Origin of the sequence: Butyricicoccus sp. AM78-15b2TA, assembly GCF_027665985.1 — a bacterium.
In the GTDB taxonomy this organism is placed as follows: domain Bacteria; phylum Bacillota; class Clostridia; order Oscillospirales; family Butyricicoccaceae; genus Agathobaculum; species Agathobaculum butyriciproducens.
The window spans coordinates 1-268 of record NZ_JAQEHY010000065.1 but is presented as its reverse complement, the minus strand read 5'-3'; the positions used below and the strand labels follow the sequence as shown (position 1 = coordinate 268).

General features: G+C 48.9%; 1 protein-coding gene. It reads right to left on the bottom strand.

Annotated features, from left to right (window positions below):
* A partial coding sequence (locus tag PGS25_RS15630) for a Maff2 family mobile element protein (RefSeq protein WP_270419432.1) occupies positions 1-132 on the bottom strand: 132 nt, incomplete at its 3' end.
* Positions 133-268: the final 136 nt, after the last annotated feature.

Sequence of the window (268 nt, the reverse complement as noted above, 5' to 3'; positions counted from 1 at the left end):
CTGGCTCTTGGCGCCGGGGTTGTCGTTGCCGTAACCTTCCAGCAGGTTGATAACGCCCCAGATACCGAGACCGGCACCGAGCGCGATAACGAGGGTCTGAAGAACGGTGATTGCCTGTTCAAAAAATGCCATATAGTTTGTTAGCCGGAATCTGATTAAAAAATAGGTTTGTCATGTTTCATAAGCATACAAAAGCCGGAACAATCTGCCGCCCGGTTTCCGAGGGTATGATTCCGGCTGTCCTCCTTTTTCATTATTTTTTCTTGCG